This window comes from Snodgrassella alvi, assembly GCF_040741455.2.
GTDB lineage: Bacteria > Pseudomonadota > Gammaproteobacteria > Burkholderiales > Neisseriaceae > Snodgrassella > Snodgrassella alvi_E.
In genome coordinates this window covers 759,880-778,445 of record NZ_CP160328.2, presented here as the reverse complement: position 1 = coordinate 778,445, position 18,566 = coordinate 759,880, and the positions used below count along the sequence as shown (strand labels likewise).

Sequence of the window (18,566 nt, the reverse complement as noted above, 5' to 3'; positions counted from 1 at the left end):
GGACGAGCGAGGTTATCTGCATATAGTGTATGCGAAAGGTGCGCATAATATCACTATTCGAGTTTTTCTACAGCCCATACTGAAGCAGAAACTTGTGGCTTTTGGTACAATTGCCAGCATAATTTACACAAATCAACAGGTTGATAACATGGTTAGCACGCCTGATACTCTTCTCGCCACACCCGCCCATGCGCCATGTGTTTGGTTAGATGAATATATTGCCACTTTGCCTCCAGCTATGGCGACAATGCTACGGCATGCTCAGGCTTTGATGGATAGTGGGTATCCGCAGAATGCAGTTACCTTTTGTGGCGAAAACTTGTGCAGCAATCTGATGATAGCCGCCAAAAGCGTAGCGGATATGGATTTAATGGCCGATGCAGTGGCCGCTACTTTACTGAGTTGCCTGCCCAACTACGTGACTGACTGGAAAACCATCGTAAAAGAGCAGTGTGGTGAGAGTGTAATGCAACTGGTGGCTGGTTTGTATCAGGTGCAGAAGCTAACCTATTTTGTCAGTATCAGCCCGCTGGCTACAACGGAAGAGCGCCAGCAGCAGGCAGAAGCCATGCGCCAGATGCTGCTTGCAATGGTTTCTGATATTCGCGTGGTGCTGATTAAGCTGGCAATGCGTGCGCAGACCATGAATTATCTGAGCAAGGTAACCGATGAAGCGTTGAAAAAGGCTGTGGCCAAGGAGACCATGACCGTATTTGCTCCACTGGCCAATCGGCTTGGTGTATGGCAACTGAAATGGCAGCTTGAGGATTTAAGTTTCCGTTATCAGAATCCAGACGAATACAAAAAAATTGCACGTTTGCTAGATGAAAAGCGCACTGAGCGGCTGGATTATATTGAGCACTTTGTAGATACCCTTAAACAACAGCTTAGTCGCCTGAATATGCATTTTGAAGTAGCGGGTCGGCCGAAACATATCTATTCTATTTACCGCAAAATGGTAAAGAAGAAACTAAGTTTTGACGGATTGTATGATATTCGTGCTGTGCGTATTCTAGTCGATACTGTAGCCGACTGTTATGCAACGCTGGGTATCGTACACAGCCTGTGGCAGCCTATTCCGGGCGAGTTTGACGATTATATTGCCCATCCCAAACCCAATGATTATCAGAGCCTGCATACTGTTGTGGTGGGGCCGGAAGACAAAGGCGTGGAAATTCAGATACGTACTTTTGATATGCACCGCTATGCCGAATTCGGCGTGGCTGCACACTGGCGGTATAAAGAGGGTGGTAAAGGCAATGAGGCTTACGAGCACAAAATTGCCTGGCTGCGTCAGCTACTCGATTGGCGTGAAAATTTAGCCGAAAACGGCAACGATCGTGAAGACTTGTCTCGTGCATTTCAGACAGAACTCTTTAACGATACCATTTATGTGCTGTCGCCGCATGGCAAAGTATTTTCTTTACCTGCCGGTGCTACCCCGATTGATTTTGCCTATGCTTTGCATACTGATATCGGTAATCGCTGCCGGGGCGCAAAAGTGGACGGACAGATTGTGCCTTTATCCACACCGCTTGAAAATGGCCAACGCGTGGAAATCATCACTGCACGTGAAGGTAAGCCATCTGTAAACTGGTTGCATGACGGATGGGTGAAGAGCAATAAAGCTATCAGCAAAATCAGGGCGTTTATCCGTCAGCAGAATGGAGAATCGATACGCGAATCCGGTCGTACAGCACTGGAAAAGCAGCTGGTTAAACTACAGGTACAGCCCAACACGCACAAATTGGCGGAAGCGCTTGGATTTAGCAGTGTAGATGATTTATATCTGGCTATGGGGCATGGAGAGGTATCCGGCCGCATGATTCAGAAAGCGGTTGATACCATGATGGAAAAACCGGAAACACCGGTTACAGAAAACCATCTGGTCAAACGCAGTAAAATTAAAAACAATTTCGGTGGTGTGCTGGTGGATGGTGAGGCCGGGCTCTATACCACGCTCGCCAAATGCTGCAAACCAGCCTTTGGAGATGACATTATCGGTTTCGTGACTCGTGAACGTGGTATCTCCATTCATCGCAGTAACTGCTCTTCATTTCAGTATCTGGCGCAAATATCACCTGATAAGGTATTACCTGCTTCTTGGGCCAATGATTCAGCTAATCAGGTCTTTGCTATCGATATTGAAATTCGTGCACGTGATCGCAGTGGGCTACTGCGTGATATTTCAGAAACACTGGCACGGAACCGTCTTAATGTTACCGCTGTACAAACCCTTTCACGGGATCTTGAAGCTCAGTTGCGTTTTACTGTTGAAGTACATCAGGTAAATGATTTACCGCGCGTGTTGAGCAGTTTAAGTGATGTCAAAGGCGTATTATCGGTAACACGCTTGTAAAGTAGGGATTGGAATTTAGAAAAGTTGCAGGATTATTGAAAAAACCACGAACCATACCTAGCGGTTCGTGGAATAAAAATAATTGCTTTTAACGTCTTTTTCTATACGGCAATGATTTATTGTGCAGGTAAATATTTATTTACCAGTGCATATAAAATAGCTGCTGTTTCACAGTCTAGTTTTCCGTCATATTTTTTTGGGCGAAAGTGAAGCTGGAAAGCTCGGATTAACTTACTGAACTGTTCTGCATTGGTATCTGCTCCGGTAATATCATAGCCATAGCGGCTTAACTGTTTTAATACTTCTGAATTGTCTGGAATACCTTGTTTTCTGAACCGAGTTTCGAAATGTAATTTTGTTTTGGTCTCGTACCATGCACCAATACCAGCTTCATACAGTTCTTTCCATGGGAAAGCTGCCCCGGGGTCGCTTTTACGTTGAGGTGCAATATCAGAGTGACCGACAACATTCGTCGGACTGATATCCGGATAACGCTGCAAAATGTTCAAACAAAGCTCTTTAATCGCTTTAAACTGATTGAGCTTATAAGGTGGAAAAGTAAAAATGCCGTTATTATCAGTAGCTAAATTAACTATTTCGATCCCAATTGATGTATCGTTAAGATTATTACGTCCTTGCCAGCTACTAACTCCAGCATGCCATGCACGGTCTGTTTCTGAGACTAGATTAAAAATCCGCATTTCATTAAAACCTGCTGCTTGATAGCTGAGTTCAGTATCATCAGGTATGAGATAATGAATACTGGTAGCTGAGCCACTCAAAGATTTCACAGAATCTGCAAAATTTTCTGCCGTATAGTGTAATACTAGAAAGCGTACGCGCTGGTTAAAACCGCCAACAGAGCGGTAACTATTGTAATCAATAGAATACATTCTATTTTCTCCTTTGTAATTTGTTTTCCCTTCTCTGGATTCAAACAAGTCTGAAGTTATGTTTTCAAGAAAAGGTAATACATTATATAACTAAAATTATATTAAGCAATATCTAATATAAAATATTATAATTTCAAATTATTTAGCATTAAATTTTTTAATATTATGCATTAAAGGTTTATATTCAGTATATTGTCTTAATGCAATATACTATAAGAATTATAAAGTATGTTGATTGTTGATTAACTATAGGTTTGTTTATAACAAATAAAATTTGGCAGGCTGTATGTTTTAGTTTAGTGAGGCAGACATTTATGTGTAATGTGCAGATAAATAGTATTAGCAAGTTTGGCTAGAAACAGTATAAAAGAACTGATACTAGCGCATAAAAAAAAGAACAGGATTGCTGTAAAAACAAATATTATTATTGAATCTGGGCTGATTTCAAAACCTGACCTGATTATTAAATACTTTCCACCATACCAAGATGAGAAAAGCAGGATGACAGACAGAATCAGACACACAGACAATGTTTTTAAAGTGGGCGATGGATTCATCTCTGATTGAAAAAAAATAGCTTTGAAAGTACTGACATTAATAATAATGAGGTAGACAAAAAAACATATTAGTGCGCATATAGCAATAAATGCACAAGAGCCGGCCTGATCACAAGTATTGAAAAAATACCATCCCAATATACCAATAATAAAAACAGTATAACTAGCAACTAAAATCAGTAATTGTTTAGCTAGTTTTCCTTTGTTAAAAAAGGCCAATATATTTTTGGGCATAATTATCTATTAAGAATATAACTAGAAAAAATAATTATATTTACAAATATATTTTAATGTAAAGATATATAAAATGATCAGCTAATGCCTGTTGCCATCTCTGTTTAGCTTCAATCTTGTACACTGGATACATACTCTAAATAAACCGCCAAAATATAGCAACTTTACTTGCTAGTCTTGTTGCCAAAATGGGAATATTGTTTTGGAAAAGCGACTTGAGTTTAGCTCATTTAGGCGATGGTGAATATTCGATAAGATTTTTATGCATTGTCTGTAATATACACGTAGAGTCGAATAGCGCGATTCAACGTGGATTTTGCACTGTTGATGTGTAAATATCCTGGCAAAGTGGTTTTACTTTTGGATACCTTATAAAAAGGCTGACAATCAGGATTTATATACTGAGTTTCTGCCCCTCATCAGTGGCATATGTACCTGACCATTACGGCCAGCAATTCGCATCTGACTATTTTATAAGCTTTTAACATTTCCAGACAGGCAACCAAATAATGGCTCAGTATTTTACGAGATGTGCATAGTAATTATCTGCCATTCTGAATACACAGTATCATTTTTAACAAAAAGTATCTTCCTCAGTTGGGATGTTAACGCGTTTTTTAATTTACATTTTTAGTAGCAGTTTTCTTTACTACATTATTAACCTTTTTAAGATTCAGAATTTACATTCTTTAGTTATATTTATTTGGTCAACTCGAGATAACTTTTAATTTTATGTTCGATAAATTTAATGTTTTCATTGAGCTTATCCTGCTCTTGATGTAAAGAATCCAATTGCTCAAAAAGTAGAACTAGTCTTTGTGGTATGGTTTTATTTCCCTGATAGCGCAACCTGGCATATTCCTGCATTTTTTTTATACTCATATCAGTTTTTTTCAGTCTGAGGATAAACTTCACCCAATCAATATCTTTTTCCGTATACACACGGCGATTATTTTGATTTCTAGTTGAAAATATTAATCCTTGTTTTTCGTAAAAGCGAAGTGTATCAATGGATAGACCACACAATTTTGAAAATTGACCAATTGAATATTGCATATTAGCTATCTATATTTTAATTACTTTATGTAATTGCTATTATATTTTGAAATTTTCAAATTACTAAAAAATGGTGTTGACGTGGAGTGAACTCCAGCATTTATCCTAAATCTGTAATCAAAACTTAAAAGGGAAACAAAATGGCTGAATTAAATCGTTTTGAAACAGGTTTAAAAAATCTGGCAAAAGTGGACGAAGTCGGTGGTCAGGCTGTAATTGATTCATTAGCAGGTCTGTATGAAGATGTAGGTAAATATATCATTGAATTTGCTTTTGGTGACATCTATGAACGTGGGGTTCTGGATTTAAAACAAAGAGAAATGATTACTATCACTAGCTTGCTTACGCAAGGTGATACAGTACCGCAATTACACTTTCACATCAATAGTTCTTTGAATGTGGGCCTGACTCGAGAAGAAATCATTGAAACCTTCATTCAGGCTTTACCATATGTTGGTTTTCCTAGAGTACTGAATGCAGTTAATGTAGCTAAAGAAGTATTTAAGAAAAGAGATGAAGAAGGCAAAGTGGGTATTTAAAATATCTTTTCTTTTGAATCTATACATTTAGTTCACACAAAACACTTCCATCGAACGAAGTGATTTTTTGTTTAAGCTAGTAATCATTTTGATTGCTTAATAGCATTTATTAGATAATATTTTAGGATAAATGCTGGTATTGATTCAGGATTTATATGCATTATTATAATTTTTGAAAATTGGCTAATTTGCTAATATTCTCGACTGTATATCAGCAATAATTAAAGATACATAAGCAATCAATCACATGGTGCAGAAAGACACATAAACTAATTTATTCATATCTAACCAAGCAATATGGATAACGGATGAGATAATAAATTTAAATTGCTGACCAGTAATGGTTTCTGTGTTTTGCAATATTTCTATATTAGGCTGTTAATTAAAAAGTACTTAATTATTTATGTAATATAAATCTATACTAATTATATGTTTGTATTAATGTAGGGCAGCATATATTTTTTCAGCCAGTGCCTGACTGATTCCTTCTGTTTGGCTTAAGTCATGCACGCTTGCAGCTACTACACCACGCAACCCACCAAACCTTGTTAAAAGGGCTTGTCTGCGTTTGCTGCCGATACCAGGAATATTGTTTAGTGAAGAAGTGACTCTGGCTTTGGCTCGTTTCTGGCGATGGCCAGTGATGGCAAAACGATGTGACTCGTCACGTACTGTCTGCAATAAATGAAGTGCTGGATTATGTGGTTCCACACGGATATTGCGCTGTTGATGTGGAATAATAAGTTCTTCGAGACCGGCTTTGCGTTCCGGACCTTTGGCGATACCTACAATCGGAATATGGATACCCAGTTCCTGCCACACATCTAGAGCCATATGTACCTGACCTTTACCGCCATCAATCAATACTAAATCTGGCCAAGTGCCAATGCTGTCATCATTATCAGCCAGCCGTCCATAGCGACGGGTTAATACTTCTCGCATTGCTGCATAATCATCACCGGCTTTTGCTGTAGTAATATTATAGCGGCGGTATTTAGCTGGCTGCATAGCCTCATCCTCATATACTACACAAGATGCAATTGTAGCTTCCCCCTGTGTATGGCTGATATCAAAACATTCAATGCGATTCAGACTTTCTGCATCCATATCCAGTAATTGTGCCAGTGCTTCAATGCGGTGTTGTTGGCTATGTTGTTGCAACCGATATTGTTCAATGGCCATCTGTGCATTACGTTCTGCCATCTGCAACCAAACACGCCTTTCTCCGACAGTATTATGTATAAACTGAATTTGCCGGCTGTTTTCTGCATTCAGTGCATCACATAAACTTTTAGGTAATTGAAAGTTACTGATTATTATATCTGGTTTGTTTTTACCTAAATAATGTTGAGCTACAAAAGCTTCACCATAATGATTGAGCTTTTCAGTGACTCGAAAGCGTGTATCTGGGAAAAAATTTTTATCCCCAACATGACGGCCACCGCGAATACTTACCCAATGGATACAAACAATATCGTTTTCTTCAGATAGGGCAAGTATATCAATATCATTCTGATTAGCTTGCTTGCTGTCAATAAATTGCTGGGATTGCATCAGCCCTAATGCTTGAATTTGATCTCGTACTTGCGCCGCTGTTTCAAAATCCAGTTGCTGAGCAGCCTGCTGCATTTTTTCATGTAGTGTGGCTGTTAATTCTCTGGTCTTGCCTTGTAAAAAGCTAACAGCAGCTTTAACGCTACTCTGATAGTCTTCTACACTGATATGGCCGACACAAGGGCCGGAGCAGCGTTTGATTTGATATAGAAGACAAGCACGGTCACGATGTTCAAATACGCTATCTTCACAGGTGCGCAGCCGGAAAACCTTTTGTAAAGTTTGGATACTGTTTCTGACCGCGTAGCCATTCGGATAGGGACCAAAGTATTGGTTTGGTTTTTTCAGATTACCGCGATAATAAGCCATCTGCGGAAAACGGTGACCGGTAAGCATCAGGTAGGGGTAGCTTTTATCATCGCGGAATAAAATATTGTATTTGGGAGACAAAGCCTTGATAAAATTATTTTCAAGTATCAATGCTTCGGTTTCCGAATGAGTAGCTGTGACCTCTATTCGTGCTACCTGTTTTACCATTAGCTGAATTCGCGGTGACAGGTCGGTTTTTTGAAAATAACTGCTCACGCGGCGTTTCAAATTTACTGCTTTGCCAACATATAATACTTTGTCATGAATATCCAACATGCGATATACCCCCGGCACCAATGGCAGGTTTTTTAGAAACAGGGCTATATCAAATTTATTTTTATCTTCAGAGCTGGATGAAGTGTCAGCAATATCGGTCATGGTGGTGATTCATTCAGGTTAGCAACTGTGCAGCCATAAAAAAAGTCCATAAGCTGCATACACAACTTATGGATGATAAGTGAAATAGTCAAGAGTAAAAAATTAATTACAATTCAGCCGCACATCTTCATCATATCGCTGAATCAGCGCATCGCGGTTATTGGTACGTAGGCTGTCGGCCATTTTGCGATTCATCTGTGCTGTTTTACAGGCAGATTCACGGTTTTTCTTATTTTGTGCTTCAATTCTCTTATTCTGTTCATCGGTCTTTTTATTTTGTTCTTCAATTTTGCGGTTCAGTTGTGCTTGTTGCTCAGTTAGGGTGTCCGAACCAGCCTGAGCGCTGGGTTGCGGTGCAGCCAGCGGGGTGACAACTTGTGTGCGTACATTAAAACGCTGGGTTTTGGCCGGAGTCAGTTGTACTGGTGCGTCTGAATATTCATTTACGCCTTTCTTATCACGCCAGGTGTAAACTTCTACCGCACCTGCCATAATCGTGCTGCCCATTAGTACTACTGCCAGTGACATTTTCAGTATTTTGTGACGCATGTTTACTTTTCCTTCGCGTTTGAAAATATATGTTTTGACTATTATACGATAAAAAAACTTTTTGATTACCAATACACCGGATTGTACAGAATGTGTAAAAGTATATTTTGCCAGTATGTCGCGGATTTGTTAGAATTGCACGCCAGTTCTTCCATCTGAATCTTCCTCTTTCTTCAAATAAAGAAGCCCTAAAATGCGTATAGTCGAAAAAGCTTACACTTTTGACGACGTGCTACTCGTACCTGCTCATTCTGAAGTACTGCCGCGCGACGTTATACTTAAAACCCCTCTTACCCGTCATATTAGCCTGAATCTGCCACTTGTTTCTGCGGCAATGGATACGGTAACAGAAGCTAAACTGGCTATTTCTATGGCACAGGAAGGCGGAATTGGCATTATTCATAAAAACATGAGCCCGGAACGGCAGGCACGCGCTGTTGCTAATGTAAAACGTTATGAAAGTGGCGTGGTTAAAGACCCTGTTACTATCAGTCCAGACACGTTGATAGGGGATTTAATCGGCCCTGGTCGCAAATATAAAGTATCTAGTTTACCGGTATTGGAAAACGGTAAAGTAGTCGGACTGGTCACCAACCGTGATTTGCGCTTTGAACGCAATCTACAACAAAAAGTAGCCAGCATCATGACACCGCGTGAGCGTCTGGTTACAGTCAGTGAAACCACCAGCATCAATGATGCACGTGAATTAATGCACACGCATAAAATCGAACGTGTACTGGTGGTTAATGCTGACTGGGAATTAAAAGGTCTGATTACTGTTAAAGATATTCTGAAAAATACTGCTTTTCCTAATGCTAATAAAGACAGTGAAGGCCGTTTGCGTGTCGGTGCGGCTGTAGGCGTAGGTCATGATACAGAAGAGCGCGTAGCAGCTCTGGTACAGGCTGGTGTTGATGTACTGGTGGTGGATACTGCCCATGGCCACAGCCAAGGTGTGATTGAGCGTGTACGCTGGGTAAAAGAGCATTATCCAGAAGTAGATGTTATCGGTGGTAATATTGCCACCGCTGCCGCTGCACGCGATCTCGTGGCAGCGGGAGCGGATGCGGTAAAAGTAGGTATTGGTCCCGGTTCTATCTGTACCACACGCATTGTAGCCGGTGTGGGAGTGCCGCAATTGACAGCTATTCATAATGTGGCCACTGCGCTGGCCGGAACGGGAGTGCCGCTAATTGCTGATGGTGGTATCCGTTTTTCTGGTGATTTGGCCAAAGCTCTAGCTGCTGGAGCATCGTCTGTGATGCTTGGTGGTATGTTTGCCGGTACTGAAGAAGCCCCTGGTGAGATAGAGCTGTATCAAGGACGCTCTTATAAATCTTACCGCGGTATGGGTTCAATGGGTGCTATGAGTCAGGGTTCTTCTGACCGCTATTTTCAAGATAATGTATCCAGTGCTGACAAATATGTGCCGGAAGGTATAGAAGGGCGAGTTCCTTATAAAGGGCCTATCAGCCAGATTATCCATCAATTGGTAGGTGGATTACGTTCAAGCATGGGTTATCTAGGATGTAAAACTATTCATGATATGCATGAGAAAGCGGAATTTGTGGAAATTACCGCCGCTGGTATGAGCGAATCGCATGTACATGATGTACAGATTACCAAAGAAGCTCCGAATTACCATGTTCGCTGACAAATTGTTGTAAGATTTGATACTCGTGTAAAGGACAGCTTTCGGGCTGTCCGGTAACTTAATAAATATTTTCTCTTTTATTATTGATACCTGCATTGCCAAAGCAGGAAGGATTAGCTAAAATGCATTGCTTTCATGGCAGTGTAAGAAGCAGATTCTGCTGTCATATTCAAGCACGTAGCTCACGTATTTTTGCGTGAAGTGGCGTGTTTTTTTTTGCCTGCAAATGGTAAAGGAAAGCACAATTCATTACCCATAAAAACTGACTGTCGCTATGGCAACAGTCTGATTAAACCAAAGGACTCATCCATGACTACAAACGCAATTTTGGTGTTGGCTGATGGTTCCGTATTTCATGGTGTCAGCATTGGTGCAGCAGGGCAGGCAGTTGGTGAAGTTGTCTTCAACACCAGCATGACTGGCTATCAGGAAATTCTCACTGACCCGTCTTATACTCAGCAGATGGTAACGCTAACTTATCCGCATATTGGTAATACCGGTGTGAACAGTGAAGATACAGAAAGCAAACAAATTTATGCTGCTGGTTTGATTGTTCGTGATTTACCTCTTCTGCACAGTAATTTCCGTGCTGAAGAAAGTTTGGCTGATTATTTAAAACGTCATAACACTGTGGCAATTGCCGATATTGATACACGTCGTCTTACTCGTATGCTGCGTGATAAAGGTACTCAAGCCGGCTGTATTATAACTGGTAATGATACCAGCATTGACCAAGCACTGGAGCTAGCACGAACTTTCGGCAGCATGGCAGGTAAAGATTTAGCGCAACAAGTAAGCTGCACTACTCAGTATGAATTTACACAGGGAGAATGGCAGCTTGGACAGGGTTTTACACAGCCGCCGGCAGCTAAGTTTCATGTAGTTGCTTATGATTTTGGGGTTAAAACTAATATCCTGCGCATGTTGAGTGAACGTGGATGCCGATTAACTGTTGTACCTGCAACCACACCGGCAGCAGAGGTGCTGGCGTTGAATCCGGATGGTGTATTTCTCTCTAATGGCCCCGGCGACCCAGAGCCCTGTGATTATGCTATCAATGCCGTGCAAGAGATATTGGTTCATAAACTGCCGCTATTTGGTATTTGTTTGGGACATCAGCTTCTTGGCCTGGCACTGGGTGCTCAGACGCGTAAAATGCCTTTTGGTCATCATGGTGCCAACCATCCTGTACAGGATATGGATACAGGGCGTGTAGTGATTACTAGCCAGAACCATGGCTTCGAAGTAGATGCTGCTACCTTACCGGACAATGTTCGCATCACCCATAAATCATTGTTTGATGGTTCCCTACAGGGCATCAGCCTGATTAACCAGCCGGCGTTTTCTTTTCAGGGGCATCCTGAAGCAAGCCCCGGACCGCATGATGTTTCCTACTTATTTGACCGTTTTATCGAACACATGCAGACAGCCAGACAGAGCAAATAATTTAATTTTATTCGCTACAAAATTGATAATTAGTATAAATAGACAGGAACACCCGTGTTTGGTATTACTGAGCTGGGAACGTACATAGTTGGTGCTGTTGCCATCATTTTGCTTCCTGGTCCTAATTCAATGTATTGTTTGGCCATGGCTGGAAAATATGGCGTGAGAACAGCATATTGTGCCGTCGCCGGTATATTTTTAGGCGACAGCGTGCTTATGCTGCTTTCAGCTACCGGTGCAGCGTCCATCATTAAAACCATTCCTGTCTTGTTTATGTTGCTGAAGCTGGTTGGTGGTGTGTATTTGTTTTATTTGGGGTGTCAGCTTTTACGTTCGGCACTCAGACAATGGCACTACCGTCGGCAGGCTGCCACGGCTTTCAGAGAATCATTGTATGAATCAACCAGTACGGAACCCTCGCCATCAGCACGCTATGTATTTCAGCATGCACTTTTATTGAGCTTGTTAAATCCGAAAGCCATACTGTTTTTTTTGGCTTTCTTTGTCCAGTTTGTTGACCCGCATTACGCTTATCCTGCAATCAGCTTTCTGCTGCTGGCAATCATTCTGCAGCTATGCAGTATGACTTATCTGAGCATGCTTATTTTCAGCGGATTGTCGTTGGTTAAATGGTTTCGTCATTATCAGCGACTGGCTGCGGGTGCAGTAGCCAGCATCGGACTGTTATTTATGGCGTTTGCACTGAAATTATGGATGGCCAGCATAGACTGAAGCACTCTATCAGTAAAAAATGCTGCCGTACTGCTAAATTAAACAGATAATCATTGATAAAGGTATCAATATGCCCAAGCGCACAGACCTAAAATCTATTCTTATTATTGGTGCCGGCCCCATTGTAATCGGTCAGGCATGTGAGTTTGACTATTCCGGTGCACAAGCATGCAAAGCATTACGCGAAGAAGGCTATAAAGTCATCCTTGTGAACTCCAATCCAGCCACTATCATGACCGATCCGGACATGGCCGATGTTACTTATATAGAGCCCATTATGTGGCAAACGGTCGCAAAAATTATCGAAAAAGAACGTCCGGATGCCATCTTGCCAACCATGGGTGGGCAAACAGCACTCAACTGTGCGCTAGACTTAGCGCACCAAGGAATCCTGAAACAATATCAGGTAGAGTTGATTGGTGCTTCAGAGGATGCGATCGATAAAGCAGAAGACCGTGGCCGTTTCAAAGAGGCTATGAATAAAATCGGTTTGAATACACCGAAATCCTTTATCTGCCACAGTATGGAGCAGGCACTGGACGCGCAAACACAAGTGGGATTTCCAGCACTCATTCGGCCATCTTTCACTATGGGTGGCAGCGGCGGCGGTATCGCTTATAACAAAGATGAATTTATCAGCATCTGTGAACGTGGTTTCGATGCTTCACCAACACATGAACTGTTGGTCGAACAGTCCGTACTGGGGTGGAAAGAGTATGAGATGGAAGTCGTGCGCGACCGTGCCGACAATTGCATCATCATTTGCTCGATTGAAAACTTTGATCCATGCGGAGTCCATACCGGAGACTCTATTACTGTGGCGCCGGCACAGACTCTTACCGACAAAGAATACCAGCTTATGCGTGATGCATCGTTGGCTGTATTACGCGAAATAGGGGTCGATACAGGGGGTTCTAACGTTCAGTTTGCCATTAATCCGAATAATGGCGAGATGATAGTGATTGAAATGAATCCGCGTGTTAGCCGTTCATCAGCGCTCGCTTCTAAAGCCACGGGTTTCCCAATTGCCAAAATTGCTGCCAAATTAGCTGTTGGCTATACCCTGCATGAATTACAGAACGACATCACCGGTGGCCGAACTCCTGCTTCCTTTGAGCCAGCAATTGATTATGTTGTGACCAAAGTGCCGCGTTTTGCTTTTGAAAAATTTCCTACAGCAGATGATCGTCTGACTACTCAGATGAAATCAGTAGGTGAAGTTATGGCCATCGGCCGTACTTTTCAGGAATCTATTCATAAGGCTTTACGCGGTCTAGAAGTAGGTTTGAGCGGTTTTACCAGCCGCAGTAGTGATAGGGCAGTGATTCAGCGTGAATTGGCTAATCCTGGCCCAGAACGTATTCTGTATGTCGCCGACGCCTTCCGAGCCGGTTTTTCTCTTACCGAAATCCAGCAGATATGCGCTATTGATCCATGGTTTCTGGCTCAAATTGCTGATTTAATTACAGAAGAGCAGAAACTATCTAGTCAGAAGCTTGATAACATTGATTACGCCAGCTTGCGTAGGCTGAAGCGCAAAGGTTTTTCAGATAGACGTCTGGCTCAGTTGCTGGGTTCTGATGAAACTAGTGTGCGACAGCATCGGCATCAGCTGAAGCTCCATCCGGTATACAAACGTGTTGATACCTGTGCAGCTGAATTTGCTACCGACACTGCCTATCTGTATTCCACTTATGAAGAAGAGTGTGAGGCTGAGCCGAGTCAGCGAAAAAAAATCATGATTCTGGGTGGTGGACCAAACCGTATTGGGCAGGGTATCGAATTTGATTATTGCTGTGTGCATGCCGCTTTGGCTTTGCGTGAATCTGGTTTTGAAACCATCATGGTTAACTGTAATCCTGAAACTGTGTCTACAGATTATGATACTTCCGATCGTCTGTATTTCGAACCACTCACACTCGAAGATGTGCTCGAAATTTGCCATACTGAGCAACCAGACGGCCTGATTGTACATTATGGTGGTCAAACGCCCCTTAAACTGGCGAATGAACTAGTAGCCAATGGTGTAAACATCATCGGAACTTCGGCAGATGCCATTGATGCAGCAGAAGACAGAGAACGTTTCCAGAAGATTTTGTATACTTTGAAATTGCGTCAGCCGGAAAACCGTACCGCACGTACTGAAGGCGAAGCATTGCAGCTAGCAGAAGAAGTTGGTTATCCGTTGGTGGTACGTCCTTCTTACGTACTTGGTGGCCGTGCCATGCAGGTGGTACATTCAGCTAACGAACTACAAACCTATATGCGCGAAGCTGTGCAGGTATCCAACGACAGTCCGGTATTACTCGATTATTTCCTCAGTCATGCCATCGAAGTAGATGTAGATTGTGTCTGCGATGGGCAGCAGGTGGTAATTGGCGGCATTATGCAGCACGTAGAACAGGCTGGCGTACATAGTGGTGATTCTGCCTGCTCCATTCCGCCATATTCTTTGTCGCCTGCCATTCAGGATGAAATTCGTCGTCAAACAGCTGCTATGGCTAAAGAATTAAAAGTTGTTGGGCTGATGAACGTGCAATTTGCGGTACAGGATGATGTGGTCTACGTTTTAGAAGTCAACCCGCGTGCTTCACGTACCGTCCCCTTTGTATCTAAAGCCACCAGCGTACCACTGGCTAAAATCGGTGCACGGGTTATGGCTGGCATATCACTTGCAGAGCAGGGCTTCACGCAGGAAATTATTCCAGAATTCTATGCAGTGAAAGAAGCCGTTTTCCCATTCATTAAATTCCCCGGTGTCGATACTATTCTGGGGCCAGAAATGCGTTCAACTGGTGAAGTGATGGGCGTAGGTGAAACTTTTGCCGAAGCTTATCTAAAAGCACAGCTTGGTGCTGGTGAACGTATGCCGGCCATCGGCAAAGTTTTCTTAGCTGTACGAGATGAAGACAAGCCCTCTGTCGTGCAGGTAGCCACTAATTTTCAGTCACTCGGCTATGGTCTTTGTGCCACGCGCGGTACTGCAGCTTTTCTGGCGCAACATGGGATTAATGTACAGGTAGTTAACAAAGTTACCGAAGGCAGACCGCATATAGTCGATGCCATCAAAAATGGCGAAATTGCACTGGTAGTAAACACTGTTAGCAGTGATATGCAATCCATCCAAGACAGTCACTCGATCCGCCGCAGTGCACTCAATATGCGCGTGCCTCTGTATACTACTATTGCAGGCGCTCTGGCTATGAGCGAAGGTGTCAGCCAGTTGGCTCATACCCAAGTGTACAGTATTCAGAATCTGCATCAACGTGTTAAATAAATCATAATTTCAGATAATTTTTTATAAAGAATAAGGCCATTAGCTGTATTTATAACAGTTAATGGCTTTTTAAATATAAGTTATACATATCCAATTAATATTGATCTATTTTATGTTCAATTAAGAAATTAGCTTTCATAATATATAAAGCATGTAAATGCTAGAAAAAGCTTTGTATGTATTAATTGAAATAAGCTTTTAAGTACGCTTTTGTCGATGCTGCATGATGTATAAGATAGGCTTGTACATGCAAATTTGAATTTTCAAAATTATCGGTAGACTTATATGCTAATGTTATTTATCTACTGATTATCCAGATTGGCAACAGGAAATGATTACAGTGTTCAGAGTGTTATCTTTTGATTATAAATTCGCTTTGAGATTGTATTTACATACTAGTTTAATCCAAACTTTCCTAATATGATTCTTTTTATAAAAATTCAAAAATTAAAATCAGTCGTTTTTCCCTGAAAACATTGAGGCAAAATAAGAGCAAGATTTTTGTAACTGATTAAAGAGTATAGTTAGCAATTGTTGTGGTATCTGTCATAGTAAGTCAATCCAGTAGTATTTTTTTTCGTACTTTGCTACTGCTATTAATTTAACTTATTAAGTAAATAAAATTTATGCAAACCCCATTACATTTCCTTTTAAACAAGAATTTTTTAAACTGTATTTGTAGATCAATGTATTGGAATTAATTTAATTGTTATTCAAAACATGATTTTAAAATTAATACATGAAATTTGTTTGTACAATTTATAAAATGAATAATATAGCCAGTGCTATTAGGTTTCAATATAATCAATTGTTTAATCTAGAATATATTATTAAGAAAAAGTCGTATTCATATTGATATAGGGTAATTCATGGCCAATAGAAATGAGATTTTAGACTGGTGTGCTACGCAACTTGATATAAACCAGTTTCGTGATTTTTGCCCCAATGGACTGCAGATAGAGGGCAAGAATGAGGTGAATAGGATCGTCTGTGCAGTCACTGCCAGTCAGGCAGCGATTAATTTTGCTGTCGCTCAGCAAGCAGATATGCTACTGGTACATCACGGTATGTTTTGGAAAAACGAAAATGCAGTTATTACCGGCTGGAAAAAACGTCGCATTCAGACGCTGTTATGCCATGAAATTAATCTTGCTGGCTATCATTTGCCACTGGATGCACACCAACGATGGGGTAATAACGTGCAGTTGGGGTTACGTATGGGTTGGCAGCTTGACGGATGTGGTGGGGAACAGAACCTGCTGCAATTCGGCACTCTGACTCATCCACAAACTCCGGTAGAGCTTGCTGAGCAGCTGGCACAAAATCTTGGTCGAAAACCGTTACTGTTAAGTACCAGGCCACAACAGCAGATTCGTAAACTGGGCTGGTGCACTGGTGGGGGTCAAAGTTTTTTTCAGCAGGCCATTGATACAGGAGTAGATGCTTTTATCACAGGTGAAGTATCCGAACCACAATACCATTTGGCACAGGAGTGCGGTGTTGTGTTTATCGCTGCCGGGCATCATGCAACTGAACGCTATGGTATTCAGGCTCTGGCGCAGGCTTTGGCAGCACAGTTTAACATCCACCAACAGTTTTTTGATGAACCCAATCCTGCATAGGTGCTGTAGTTATACAGAAGTAAGTTTTTTTAGAAAAAATTTTAATAAACATAAACTTAAGCTATTTTTCTGGTAAAAATAGAGTCATTTGTCTATAATTAGATAATTTTTTTGACACCACACTGTATTGATATTATACGGTAATTCTGGGAAATTAATCATGATGACATTATATGCGGGTATTACCTGCCCGTTTAGTCAGCGTTGCAGCTTTGTCCTGTATGAAAAGGGCATGGATTTTGAAATAAAAGATGTAGACGTTTACAATAAGCCTGAAGATTTGGCTGTGATGAACCCTTATAATCAGGTACCCGTGCTAGTGGAGCGTGACCTGATTCTGTATGAATCCAATATTATTAATGAATACATTGATGAACGCTTTCCTCATCCGCAGCTGATGCCGGCAGATCCGGTTATGCGTGGCCGCGGCCGTCTGGTTTTGTATCGGCTTGAAAAGGAACTGTTCAGCCATGTACTGGTATTGGAAAATCCAGAATCCAGTAATAAAGAAATGAATAAAGCCCGTGAAGCCATTACACAGGGGCTGACTATGCTGGCACCGGCATTTAGCAAGAATAAATACATTATTGGTGATGATTTTTCCATGATTGATGTGGCACTGGCGCCGTTGTTATGGCGCTTGGATCACTATGACATTAAGTTGCCAAAATCGGCAGCACCTTTACTGAAATATGCAGAACGTATTTTCCAGCGTGAAGCCTTCATTGATGCATTAACACCGGCAGAAAAGGCCATGCGTCGTTAAGCATTCTTGATAAAGGGAGAACACAATGAGCAAACTGAGTACTAAACCTTACATTCTACGCGCTCTGTATGAGTGGGCGCTGGACAGTGGTTATACACCGCACATTGTTGCATGGGTAAATGATAAAACCCAAGTCCCTCTTCAGTATGTTCGAGATAATGAGATTGTGCTCAATATCGGTGCTGTGGCAGCGCATAATCTGAATATTGATAATGAGTGGGTAAGCTTTGCAGCTCGTTTCAATGGTATATCACATGATATCTGGATTCCAGTCGGACATGTTATTAGTCTGTTTGCTCGGGAAACTGGTGAGGGAATGGGTTTCGAATTAGAGCCGCTTACTGATGAAAAAGCTTCGATTTCTACATCCGAAGAGACTTTTGATACGGAAAATAGCTCCGAAAAAAATCCGGCTGCTGAAACTAATCAGTCTGGCGGGAAAAAAGGGCTAAAAATTGTCAAATAAATGAATTTATTTAATAATTTTTGAGGCTATCAGATGCAAAAGGCTGAAATGGATTAATTTCAGCCTTTTTTGATTTTTATATTTAAATGTTTTTTCTAACATGTATTACACTTCA

The 18,566-nt window shown here is 41.4% G+C and carries 13 protein-coding genes; 9 read left to right on the top strand and 4 right to left on the bottom strand.

Annotation, left to right across the window (positions count from 1 at the left end):
* Nucleotides 1-148 precede the first annotated feature (148 nt).
* Entirely contained in the window at nucleotides 149-2,359 is a 2,211-nt protein-coding gene (locus tag ABU615_RS03555; RefSeq protein WP_267391949.1) for a bifunctional (p)ppGpp synthetase/guanosine-3',5'-bis(diphosphate) 3'-pyrophosphohydrolase, read from the top strand.
* Nucleotides 2,360-2,475: 116 nt separating this feature from the next.
* Here the strand turns inward: ABU615_RS03555 and ABU615_RS03550 are convergent, their stop codons facing one another.
* A complete protein-coding gene (locus tag ABU615_RS03550; RefSeq protein ID WP_267391948.1) occupies nucleotides 2,476-3,252 on the bottom strand; it encodes an N-acetylmuramoyl-L-alanine amidase in 777 nt (258 codons plus the stop codon).
* A 1,490-nt stretch (nucleotides 3,253-4,742) separates the two neighbouring features.
* The gene (locus ABU615_RS03545; RefSeq protein WP_370389222.1) at nucleotides 4,743-5,099 is read right to left on the bottom strand and encodes a MerR family transcriptional regulator; all 357 of its coding nucleotides are present in this window, start codon (nucleotides 5,097-5,099) and stop codon (nucleotides 4,743-4,745) included.
* A gap of 140 nt (nucleotides 5,100-5,239) precedes the next feature.
* Between ABU615_RS03545 and ABU615_RS03540 the strand changes: the two genes are divergently transcribed.
* Complete coding sequence (locus ABU615_RS03540; protein WP_100141208.1) at nucleotides 5,240-5,638, top strand: carboxymuconolactone decarboxylase family protein; 399 nt, start codon at nucleotides 5,240-5,242, stop codon at nucleotides 5,636-5,638.
* A gap of 438 nt (nucleotides 5,639-6,076) precedes the next feature.
* Here the strand turns inward: ABU615_RS03540 and uvrC are convergent, their stop codons facing one another.
* Nucleotides 6,077-7,939 carry an excinuclease ABC subunit UvrC gene (gene uvrC, locus ABU615_RS03535; protein WP_370389221.1) on the bottom strand — a complete coding sequence of 621 codons (1,863 nt, stop codon included), beginning with the start codon at nucleotides 7,937-7,939 and terminating at the stop codon, nucleotides 6,077-6,079.
* A gap of 102 nt (nucleotides 7,940-8,041) precedes the next feature.
* Nucleotides 8,042-8,488, bottom strand: a complete 447-nt coding sequence (locus ABU615_RS03530; RefSeq protein ID WP_267391943.1) for a DUF4124 domain-containing protein — start codon at nucleotides 8,486-8,488, stop codon at nucleotides 8,042-8,044.
* Nucleotides 8,489-8,681: 193 nt separating this feature from the next.
* Here ABU615_RS03530 and guaB point away from each other — a divergent pair, with 193 nt between their 5' ends.
* The 7 genes from guaB to ABU615_RS03495 all read left to right on the top strand — a co-directional run bounded on the left by guaB (nucleotide 8,682) and on the right by ABU615_RS03495 (nucleotide 18,451).
* Nucleotides 8,682-10,142, top strand: a complete 1,461-nt coding sequence (gene guaB / locus ABU615_RS03525) for an IMP dehydrogenase (protein ID WP_100141211.1) — start codon at nucleotides 8,682-8,684, stop codon at nucleotides 10,140-10,142.
* Nucleotides 10,143-10,451: 309 nt separating this feature from the next.
* Complete coding sequence (carA, locus tag ABU615_RS03520; RefSeq protein ID WP_267404791.1) at nucleotides 10,452-11,588, top strand: glutamine-hydrolyzing carbamoyl-phosphate synthase small subunit; 1,137 nt, start codon at nucleotides 10,452-10,454, stop codon at nucleotides 11,586-11,588.
* A gap of 54 nt (nucleotides 11,589-11,642) precedes the next feature.
* The gene (gene leuE / locus ABU615_RS03515; RefSeq protein WP_267409032.1) at nucleotides 11,643-12,320 is read left to right on the top strand and encodes a leucine efflux protein LeuE; all 678 of its coding nucleotides are present in this window, start codon (nucleotides 11,643-11,645) and stop codon (nucleotides 12,318-12,320) included.
* Nucleotides 12,321-12,390: 70 nt separating this feature from the next.
* Entirely contained in the window at nucleotides 12,391-15,597 is a 3,207-nt protein-coding gene (gene carB, locus ABU615_RS03510; RefSeq protein ID WP_370389220.1) for a carbamoyl-phosphate synthase large subunit, read from the top strand.
* An 869-nt stretch (nucleotides 15,598-16,466) separates the two neighbouring features.
* Entirely contained in the window at nucleotides 16,467-17,219 is a 753-nt protein-coding gene (locus ABU615_RS03505) for a Nif3-like dinuclear metal center hexameric protein (RefSeq protein ID WP_370389219.1), read from the top strand.
* 160 nt (nucleotides 17,220-17,379) lie between these two features.
* On the top strand, nucleotides 17,380-17,985 hold the full coding sequence (locus tag ABU615_RS03500) for a glutathione S-transferase N-terminal domain-containing protein (RefSeq protein ID WP_100141216.1): 606 nt from the start codon (nucleotides 17,380-17,382) through the stop codon (nucleotides 17,983-17,985).
* A 25-nt stretch (nucleotides 17,986-18,010) separates the two neighbouring features.
* Nucleotides 18,011-18,451 (top strand): ClpXP protease specificity-enhancing factor, encoded by a 441-nt coding sequence (locus ABU615_RS03495; RefSeq protein WP_100156727.1) that lies wholly within the window; start codon nucleotides 18,011-18,013, stop codon nucleotides 18,449-18,451.
* The last annotated feature ends 115 nt before the right edge of the window (nucleotides 18,452-18,566 follow it).